Annotated in this window: 8 protein-coding genes, 1 tRNA gene and 2 pseudogenes; 7 read left to right on the forward strand and 4 right to left on the reverse strand. The window is 67.7% G+C overall.

Annotated elements, in window-relative coordinates; translation table 11 throughout:
• The 6 genes and pseudogenes from KZA10_RS03520 to KZA10_RS03545 all read left to right on the forward strand — a co-directional run.
• A pseudogene (locus KZA10_RS03520) lies at positions 1 to 751 on the forward strand (phytoene desaturase); the annotation flags it as partial.
• Positions 751 to 1,092: a lycopene cyclase domain-containing protein gene (locus KZA10_RS03525; protein ID WP_218682190.1), complete on the forward strand. Its 342-nt coding sequence runs from the start codon at positions 751 to 753 to the stop codon at positions 1,090 to 1,092. The pseudogene KZA10_RS03520 and the gene KZA10_RS03525, both read left to right, overlap by 1 nt.
• Positions 1,089 to 1,433 carry a lycopene cyclase domain-containing protein gene (locus KZA10_RS03530; RefSeq protein ID WP_055873840.1) on the forward strand — a complete coding sequence of 115 codons (345 nt, stop codon included), beginning with the start codon at positions 1,089 to 1,091 and terminating at the stop codon, positions 1,431 to 1,433. The genes KZA10_RS03525 and KZA10_RS03530 overlap by 4 nt, the downstream gene beginning before the upstream one ends.
• Positions 1,430 to 2,323, forward strand: coding sequence for a prenyltransferase (locus tag KZA10_RS03535; RefSeq protein WP_218682191.1), 894 nt, complete (start codon positions 1,430 to 1,432; stop codon positions 2,321 to 2,323). The genes KZA10_RS03530 and KZA10_RS03535 overlap by 4 nt, the downstream gene beginning before the upstream one ends.
• A gap of 26 nt (positions 2,324 to 2,349) precedes the next feature.
• On the forward strand, positions 2,350 to 4,536 hold the full coding sequence (locus KZA10_RS03540) for an MMPL family transporter (protein ID WP_218682192.1): 2,187 nt from the start codon (positions 2,350 to 2,352) through the stop codon (positions 4,534 to 4,536).
• A gap of 40 nt (positions 4,537 to 4,576) precedes the next feature.
• A tRNA-Arg gene (locus KZA10_RS03545) sits at positions 4,577 to 4,649 on the forward strand.
• 80 nt (positions 4,650 to 4,729) lie between these two features.
• On the opposite strand, the gene KZA10_RS03550 is transcribed toward KZA10_RS03545, so the two are convergent.
• The 3 genes from KZA10_RS03550 to KZA10_RS03560 all read right to left on the reverse strand — a co-directional run bounded on the left by KZA10_RS03550 (position 4,730) and on the right by KZA10_RS03560 (position 7,355).
• Positions 4,730 to 5,227, reverse strand: coding sequence for an HNH endonuclease (locus KZA10_RS03550; protein WP_017828915.1), 498 nt, complete (start codon positions 5,225 to 5,227; stop codon positions 4,730 to 4,732).
• 309 nt (positions 5,228 to 5,536) lie between these two features.
• On the reverse strand, positions 5,537 to 6,292 hold the full coding sequence (locus tag KZA10_RS03555; protein ID WP_141385870.1) for a M23 family metallopeptidase: 756 nt from the start codon (positions 6,290 to 6,292) through the stop codon (positions 5,537 to 5,539).
• A 361-nt stretch (positions 6,293 to 6,653) separates the two neighbouring features.
• On the reverse strand, positions 6,654 to 7,355 hold the full coding sequence (locus KZA10_RS03560; RefSeq protein ID WP_055865154.1) for a metal-dependent transcriptional regulator: 702 nt from the start codon (positions 7,353 to 7,355) through the stop codon (positions 6,654 to 6,656).
• Positions 7,356 to 7,456: 101 nt separating this feature from the next.
• Here KZA10_RS03560 and serC point away from each other — a divergent pair, with 101 nt between their 5' ends.
• Entirely contained in the window at positions 7,457 to 8,569 is a 1,113-nt protein-coding gene (serC, locus tag KZA10_RS03565) for a phosphoserine transaminase (protein ID WP_141385869.1), read from the forward strand.
• 10 nt (positions 8,570 to 8,579) lie between these two features.
• Here the strand turns inward: serC and KZA10_RS03570 are convergent.
• Positions 8,580 to 8,891, reverse strand: a pseudogene (locus KZA10_RS03570) (DUF3027 domain-containing protein); the annotation flags it as partial.

The raw sequence follows: 8,891 nt of genomic DNA on the forward strand, positions 1-8,891 counted from the left end.
CCGCAGGGGCTGCTCGGACGCAGGGAAAGGTTGGGCTGATCGCCATGGACTTCGGAAGCATCTTCTCGAACACGGCCGTCTACCTGTTCAGCCCTGTCACCATCGCCTACGCCCTCGCGGCGACCGGATGCTCGGCGTGCGCGGCGCACTCCCCGAGCTCCCGCACCACTCCCTGTTCTTCACCGACGACTGGGACGCGAACTTCGACGCGATCTTCGGGGCCGCCCCGACCGTGCCGGACCCGGCGTCGATCTACGTGTGTCGCCCCAGTGCCACGGACCCCGAGGTCGCACCCGCCGATCACGAGAACCTGTTCGTGCTGATCCCGGTGCCCGCGGACGTCGATCTCGGACACGGTGGACCCGACGGAGAGGGATCACCCGCGATCGAACGCGCAGCGGACGCGGCGATCGATCAGGTCGCGACCTGGGCCGGGATCCCCGATCTCCGCGACCGCATCGTGGTGCGCGAGACGAAGGGTCCCGCCGACTTCCGCGACGACTACCACTCCTGGCACGGCGGCATGCTGGGGCCCGCGCACATCCTCTCGCAGAGCGCGATGTTCCGTGCTCAGAACACGTCGAAGCGCGTGCAGGGTCTGTTCTACGCGGGTGCCACCACCGCGCCGGGTGTCGGTGTCCCGATGTGCCTGATCAGTGCGGAGATCGTCCTCAAGCGCATCCGCGGCGATCACTCCCCCGGTCCGCTCCCCGTCCCCCGCACCTCACCTGCGGGGACAGAGGCGTCCTGATGGGCGTGGTGTACCTGGCGGCCCTTCTCCTGTCGCTGGGCTGCATGCTGCTGCTGGACTGGCGATTTCGACTCTTCTTCTGGCGCGATGCGGTATCGGCTGCGGTGGTGACGGCCGTCGGTCTCGTCTTCTTCCTGATCTGGGATATCGCCGGCATCGCCAACGGGATCTTCTTCCGGGGCGACGGCATGATCGCGACGGGATTGGTGCTCGCGCCGGAGCTGCCCCTCGAGGAACCGATCTTCCTGCTGTTCCTCGTGGTGTGCACCATGATCATCTACACCGGAGCAGAACGGGTGCTGACGCGGCGCCGCAAGCAGGCGGAAGGCGGCGGGTCATGACCTATATCCAGCTCTCCGCGTGCTTCGTCGCCGTCGCCGTCCTCGGCGGCATCGGGCTCGCGTTCGCATCCCGCGGAAAGGGCCCGCGACCGCTCGCCGTCGTGCTGACCGTGATCGTGCTGTTCCTGCTCACCGCGGCCTTCGACACCGCGATGATCGCAAGCGGCCTCTTCCACTACGCGCAGGACCCGCTGCTCGGCGTGCACATCGGACTGGCTCCCATCGAGGACTTCGCGTACCCCCTGGCGGGCGCGCTGCTCCTTCCGGCCCTGTGGACGGCGATGCGCGCCCGGCGGCGAGTGCAGGATCGTCGAACGCTCGAACAGGAGGAACGACGATGAGCACTGCCGCAGCCCCGTCGAACAGCATCGGACGCGACATCGCCCAGATCGTGCTGTCGTCGCGTCCGATCAGCTGGATCAACACGGCCTTCCCGTTCGCCGCCGCGTATCTGCTCAGCACACGCGAGATCGATCTGACGCTGGTGATCGGCACGCTGTACTTCCTCATCCCCTACAACCTCGCGATGTACGGGATCAACGATGTCTTCGACTACGCCTCCGACCTCGCGAACCCCCGCAAGGGCGGGATCGAGGGGGCCCTCCTCGCACCCCGCATGCACCGGACGACGCTCTGGGCGGCGGCGGTGACGAACATCCCCTTCCTCGTCTACCTCGTGATCGTCGGGAATCCGGCGTCCTGGCTCTGGCTGACGGTCAGCGTGTTCGCCGTGATCGCGTACTCCGCCCCCGTCCTGCGCTTCAAAGAGCGCCCGTTCCTCGATTCCATCACCTCGAGCACGCACTTCGTGAGTCCTGCCATCGTCGGCCTCGCCCTCGCCGGGGCGCCGGCGACCGCCGCGACGGTCATCACGCTCAGCGCCTTCTTCCTCTGGGGCATGGCCGCACACGCCTTCGGCGCCGTGCAGGACATCGGGCCCGATCGCGAGGCCGGGATCTCGTCGATCGCCACTGTCATCGGAGCGCGCGCGACCGTACGCCTGTCCCTCTCCCTGTGGGTGATCGCGGGCGCAGCCATGCTGCTGACGCCCTGGCCGGGCCCGCTCGCCGCGGCCCTGGCTCTGCCCTACGTCGTGAACGCGGCTCGGTGGTGGAACGTGACCGATGAGACCTCCGGCTCCACGAACCGCGCCTGGCGACGTTTCATCGCCCTGAACTACTTCGCCGGTTTCCTCGCCACGATGATCCTCATCCTCGCGTGGATCTCCTGACCCGCAGCACACCCGAAAGGAACCCGATGTCCCGCCGCGAACCGACGCCGACCCCGTCCACGAGGGAGCGTTCACGACGACACTCCTGGGTGCGCGTCTTCCTCCCCGTGGCCCTGATCCTCGTGTGGCTGGTGGGCGCATCGCTCGGCGGACCCCTGTTCGGCAAGGTCGACGAGGTCTCCTCCAACGAGCAGACCACCTACCTCCCCGAGTCCGCGGATGCGACCCAGGTGCAGAAGCTGCTGGGCGAGTTCAACGACAGCGACTCGATCCCGGCCATCGCCGTGTTCACCTCCGACGAGAAGCTCACCGCTGCCGAGCTCGACGCGATCTCCGGTGCCGTCGCGGACGCGCCGAAGGTCGAAGGCGTCGGCGAAGACGTCTCTCCCGCACTCCCCTCGGATGACGGCCGCGCGGTGCAGGCCTTCATCCCGATCGACTCCGACGCCGAGCTCGCGGACGCGACGAGCGCTCTCGGGGAAGAGCTGCGCGCTGCGGTCCCTGACGGGATCACGGTCTACATCACGGGACCCGCGGGGTTCAGTGCCGACCTGGTGGCGGGCTTCGCCGGTATCGACGGCCTACTCCTGGGCGTCGCGCTCCTCGCCGTGCTGGTCATCCTGGTGCTGGTGTATCGCTCGTTCCTCCTCCCGTTGGTCGTGCTGTCCACCAGCCTCTTCGCCCTCTGCGTCGCGCTGCTCGTGGTGTGGTGGCTCGCGAAGTTCGAGATCCTGCTGCTCAGCGGCCAGACGCAGGGAATCCTCTTCATCCTGGTGATCGGCGCTGCCACCGACTACGCCCTGCTGCTGGTCGCGCGCTTCCGAGAAGAGCTGCGCGTCTCACAGGACAAGGGCACCGCGATCATGGCGGCGTGGAAGGGCTCGGTCGAGCCGATCGTCGCATCTGGCGGCACGGTGATCGCAGGGCTCCTGTGCCTGCTGCTCAGCGATCTGAAGTCCAACAGCACGCTCGGGCCGGTCGCGGCGATCGGCATCGTGTTCGCGATGCTCTCCGCCCTGACGCTGCTGCCGTCACTGCTGCTGCTCTTCGGACGCGCCGTCTTCTGGCCGCGACGCCCGCGCTTCGAGCCGGAGGTCGTCGCCGCAGAGCACGGCATGCGCACCACGGGTCTGTGGGCGCGACTCGCCGGCTTCATCAAGCGCCGTCCGCGCGTGATCTGGATCGTGACCACGCTCGTCCTGCTCGCGGGAGCGGCGGGAGTCACCCAGCTCGATGTGGACGGCGTGCCGCAGTCCGACCTGGTCCTCGGTGCATCGGAAGCGCGCGATGGCCAGGTGGCGCTCGGCGAGCACTTCCCCGGCGGATCCGGCAGTCCGGTCTACGTCGTCGTCGCCGAGGACCAGCTGCAGGACGCCGCTGACATCCTGCTCGCGAACGACGGCGTCGACGCGGTCTCCGTGACCTCCGCCGACTCCCCGAGTGGCTCGGCCCCTGTGACCGCAGACGGGATCACGGCCGTGGGCCCTCCCGGAACGCCGGTCCCCGAGCCGACCACGGTGAAGGGCGACGTGCTCCTGCAGGGCACTCTGACCGATGCGGCGGACTCCGAGGCCGCAGCCTCCACGGTGCGCGAGCTTCGCGGCGAGCTCGACGGCGTGGATGCCCTGGTGGGAGGAGTCACGGCGACCTCGATCGACACCAACGACGCCTCGATCCACGACCGGAACCTCATCATTCCCGTCATCCTCGTGGTGATCATGTTCATCCTGATGCTGTTGTTGCGCTCTGTCCTCGCGCCCGTGCTGCTGATCCTCACCACGGTGCTGTCCTTCGGCACGGCGATGGGGGTGTCGGCGCTCGTCTTCAATGGCATCTTCGCCTTCCCCGGTGCCGATCCCGCAGTTCCTCTCTTCGGGTTCGTCTTCCTCGTCGCGCTCGGCATCGACTACAACATCTTCCTGATGACGCGAGTGCGCGAGGAGTCGAAGGCGCATGGGACGCGGGAGGGCATCCTGCGCGGGCTCTCGATCACCGGCGGCGTGATCACCTCGGCGGGTCTCGTGCTCGCCGCGACCTTCGCCGCGCTGTCGGTGATCCCGATCCTGTTCCTGGTGCAACTCGCCTTCATCGTCGCCTTCGGTGTGCTCCTGGACACCTTCGTCGTGCGTTCGCTGCTGGTCCCGGCGCTGACCTACGACATCGGCAAGGCGATCTGGTGGCCGTCGAAGCTGTGGCGGCGCGGGAAGGACTGAGACGTGGCGGCGTGCATCCGGTCGCTTAGACTGGATGCACGCCCACGTAGCTCAGGGGATAGAGCAGCCCTCTCCTAAAGGGCAGGTCGCAGGTTCGAATCCTGTCGCGGGCACGACGTCGAAGAGAAGAGGGGCCGCCCGAAAGGGTGGCCCCTCTTCGTCGTCTCAGGCCCTCGTCAGCGGGTCCGCGGCGTCAGGCGGCCAGAGCGAGGTACGGCTCCCATCGCGGGTCGCTGCGTTCGGTTCCGCGCACGGTCCAGGCGGTGCCGTGCGGCGGTCGAGGGGTGAAGCGCAGCTGCCAGCGCATCTCCTGCGGCGTGCGATCACTCTTGACGTTGTTGCAGCGCAGGCAGCACGCGACGAGGTTCTCCCAGGAGTCCGCTCCCCCGCGCGAGCGCGGCAGCACGTGATCGATCGTCGATGCCGCCTTCCCGCAGTATCCGCAGCGGTGGTTGTCGCGGCGGAGCACGCCGCGCCGGGTGACCGGCACACGCCTGCTCGTCGGGACCCGCACGTAGCGGGCCAGGATGATGACCGCCGGGCGATCGTAGACGCCGTGCGTGCCCCAGACGGGGTCTTCCTCGATCCGTTCGATCACGGTCGCCTTGTCGTTCATCACCAGCACCAGGGCTCGTTTGAACGACACGATCGCCAGCGGTTCGTATCCGGCATTCAGGACCAGTGTGCGCATTCGTCATCCTCTCGATCCGCCGGGACGGCTTCCCGGCACTCTCGACTCACACGAGGTCGTGCAGGAGGCAGATCGATCGCGGGGACGAAAAAAGGCGCCGTCTAGAGACAGCGCCTTTCGCGCACGGCAACGCCGTGGCATCCCTGCGGGCTATGCAGAAGGACGTGACGACCGAGGGCATCCATGGTTCGGATGCTCGGTATTCGCTCCATCAGCCTCTCCCACCTGTACGACAACGGGATCAGGCTAACCCATCGCGCTGGGTGCAGGGCGAAACAGCGGGTGAATGGAGTGAGGCGTGTCCGGAAATCAGCCGGCGTTGACCGAGAGCCAGGACATGGGCTCCACGAGTCCGCCGTTGATCCAGACCTCGAAGTGGAGGTGGTTGGCGGTCGAGCGGCCAGTGCTGCCGACGTAGCCGATCAGCTGCCCGGCGGAGACCGACTGCCCCGCCTGCACCTGACGCGAGCCGTAGAGCATGTGGCCGTAGGTGGTCTGCACACGCTGTCCGCCGACGACGCTGTCGAGCATCACGGCAACGCCGTAGCCGCCGATGCTCTCGGCGGAAGCACGGACGACGCCGCCGGCGGCCGCATAGATCGGCGTACCGGCCGGAGCGAGCATGTCGGCACCGTTGTGCGCACCACCCACCGTGCGACTGACGTTCCACGAACCCATGGGAAGCGGATAGCGCACCTCACCGGAACCCGGCGAGGTGAGCGCGTAGCCCGCGGTGTTGAAGCGGGAGGAGGCGGTCCCTGCGGTGGAAGCGGCGGAAGCGGCGGCGGCTGCACGTGCTGCGGCCGCCTCTTCTGCCTTCTTCTTCTCGATCTCCTCGGGGGTGGTCGCGCTGAAGGTGCCGCGAGCGAGGGGTGCCGCAGTGGCCTGCGAAGCGACGACGAGAGACTGCGCGTCGACGGCCGCGAGCTGCTGAACAGTCGTCGGCGCGGCTTCGCTCGGCTTCGCCGAGGCGAAGGCGGGCAGCGCGATTCCGGCGACCAGTGCACCGACGGCTCCGAAGATGGCGATGGATCGGAGTGGCTTGACGGCCTTGCGAGCACTCATGCGCGCACCGGATCGGCGGGCGGGTACTCGGTCTTCAGATGTCTTCTTCGCGGGCGGTTCGATGTCTGCGGCCAAAACTTGGTCCTCCTGGGCCCTCGCGCTGTTCGGGTCAGCGCTGGCTCGTCGGCACTCTGCTCTCGTGGCACGAATGTAGCTCGGGTACTTTGTGCGTTCCTGCCGTGAAGACGACGAGCCTGGAAGGCAATCTTCGCGGGTTCATCTCCAGCGGGCTTCTTCGCTGGCGACCTGTCCGAGGTTACCGGAAGATAACGATCATGTCACCCCGGGAATCTGACAATCACCGCAGAAGCCTCCGGCGCCCCGCCGCTGCGCTGGCGACGGTCCCGGATTTCTCGCGGGATCAGGCCGGTTCGCCCACCAGGAAGATGTGCGATGCCAGCTCCACCGGGAGCTCGAGCCCCTCGTCTTTGCCGTCCATCTGGATGAGCACGTAGCCCTCGCTGAAGCGGAAGTCTCCGTGGGCGCCGGGAACGACACCCGCGTCACGCAACTGCTCGAGCAGCTCGGGATCGACCTGAGCCGGCTCGGCGAGACGACGGACCGTGCCCTCGACGGGTGCACCCGCGGCGTTCAGACGCTGCACGAGTCCGATGACGCCCTCGTCGAACGTGCGCGCGGGAACGTCTCCGAGCTGGTCGAGTCCGGGGATCGGATTGCCGTACGGCGACTCGGTGGGATGTCCGAGCAGCTCGACGAGGCGGCGTTCGACCTGCTCGCTCATGACGTGCTCCCAGCGGCAGGCCTCTTCATGCACGAACGCCCAGTCGAGTCCGATGACGTCGGACAGCAGACGCTCGGCGAGCCGATGCTTGCGCATGACGTTGACGGCCTTGTTGCGCCCCGCGTCTGTGAGCTCGAGAGTGCGGTCCTCGGAGACGATGACGAGACCGTCGCGCTCCATGCGGCCGACGGTCTGCGACACGGTCGGACCGGAGTGGCCGAGACGTTCGGAGATGCGCGCGCGCAGAGGCACGATGTTCTCCTCCTCGAGTTCGAGGATGGTGCGGAGATACATCTCCGTGGTGTCGATCAGGTCGGTCATGTGCAGGCCCTCCGAGGTTCTTAGGCAAGCCTACATTCCTCGGCGGACATCGGACTCTCGAGCGGTCCTGCGACAGGTCGAGCGCCCCCTAGAATCGACCCATGGCGATCGAGATTCCCCGTGACCTCCTGCCCATCGACGGCCGCTTCGGCTGCGGTCCCTCGAAAGTGCGCCCTGCGCAGCTCGAGGCGCTGGTCTCTTCGGGGTCGACGATCCTGGGGACATCGCATCGTCAGGCGCCGGTGAAGAACCTCGTCGGCAGCGTCCGCGAGCAGCTCGCCGCCCTGTTCCGCATTCCCGAGGGATACGAGATCATCCTCGGCAACGGCGGATCGACCGCGTTCTGGGACGCGGCAGCCTTCGGCCTCATCGACCGCCGTAGCCAGAACCTCGTGTTCGGCGAGTTCGGCGGCAAGTTCGCCGCCTCCGCCGCCGCCCCTTGGCTCGAGGCACCCGACGTGCGCAAGGCCGAGCCCGGCTCGCTGACCGTCGCCGAGGTCGTGGAAGGCGTCGACGTGTACGCCTGGCCGCACAACGAGACCTCGACCGGCGTCGCCGCACCGATCCAGCGCATCGCCGTCGATGGCGCACTGACCGTCATCGACGCCACGAGCGCGGCGGGAGGTATCGACTTCGATGCCGCACAGGCCGACGTGTACTACTTCGCACCGCAGAAGAACCTCGGCTCCGACGGTGGCCTGTGGTTCGCCGCGGTCTCGCCGGCCGCGATCGAGCGCATCGATCGAATCGCCGCGTCGGGTCGCTACATCCCCGAGTTCCTGAGCCTGAAGAACGCGGTCGACAACTCGCGGCTCAACCAGACGTTGAACACCCCGGCGCTGACGACCCTGCACCTGCTCGACAGCCAGCTGCGCTGGATCCTCGACAACGGCGGCCTCGCCTGGGCGGCGGCGCGCACCGCCGATTCGTCTTCGGTTCTGTACGACTGGGCCGAGGCCTCCTCCGTCGCGACGCCGTTCGTCACGGAAGCCGCACACCGCTCACCCGTGGTCGCCACTATCGACTTCGACGACAGCATCGATGCCGCGGCGATCGCGAAGACGCTCCGCGCGAACGGGATCGTCGACACGGAGCCCTATCGCAAGCTCGGGCGCAACCAGCTGCGCGTGGCCACGTTCGTCTCGATCGAGCCGGATGATGTGCGTCAGCTGACCCGATCGATCGAGTACGTGCTGGAGAACCTGGGCGCCTGAGCGCCTGGAGTCACTCCTCCTCGTCGACCTCGCCGGCGTCCTCATCGAGGGCGTCGGCGTCGTCGTCTTCCGGCTCTTCGTCTTCGGCGGCGCCGTCGTCGAGTTCGTCGATGTCCACGCCGTCCAGATCGCCGGCGTGCAGGATGTCCGCTTCGCCGTCGTCGAGGTCGTCGTCATCGAGGTCGTCGTCGTCGAGACCATCGTCGGCCAACGCATCGTCGCCGATCGCCACGTCGCCGCCGGCAGCAGCGGCCGCCTCGGCGAGCTCGACCTGTTGGGCGCGGTACTCGGCCAGCCTCTCGGCCCAGGGGACCCACTCCGG

The sequence above is a fragment of the Microbacterium sp. BF1 genome (assembly GCF_019279095.1).
Taxonomy (GTDB): Bacteria; Actinomycetota; Actinomycetes; order Actinomycetales; family Microbacteriaceae; genus Microbacterium; species Microbacterium maritypicum.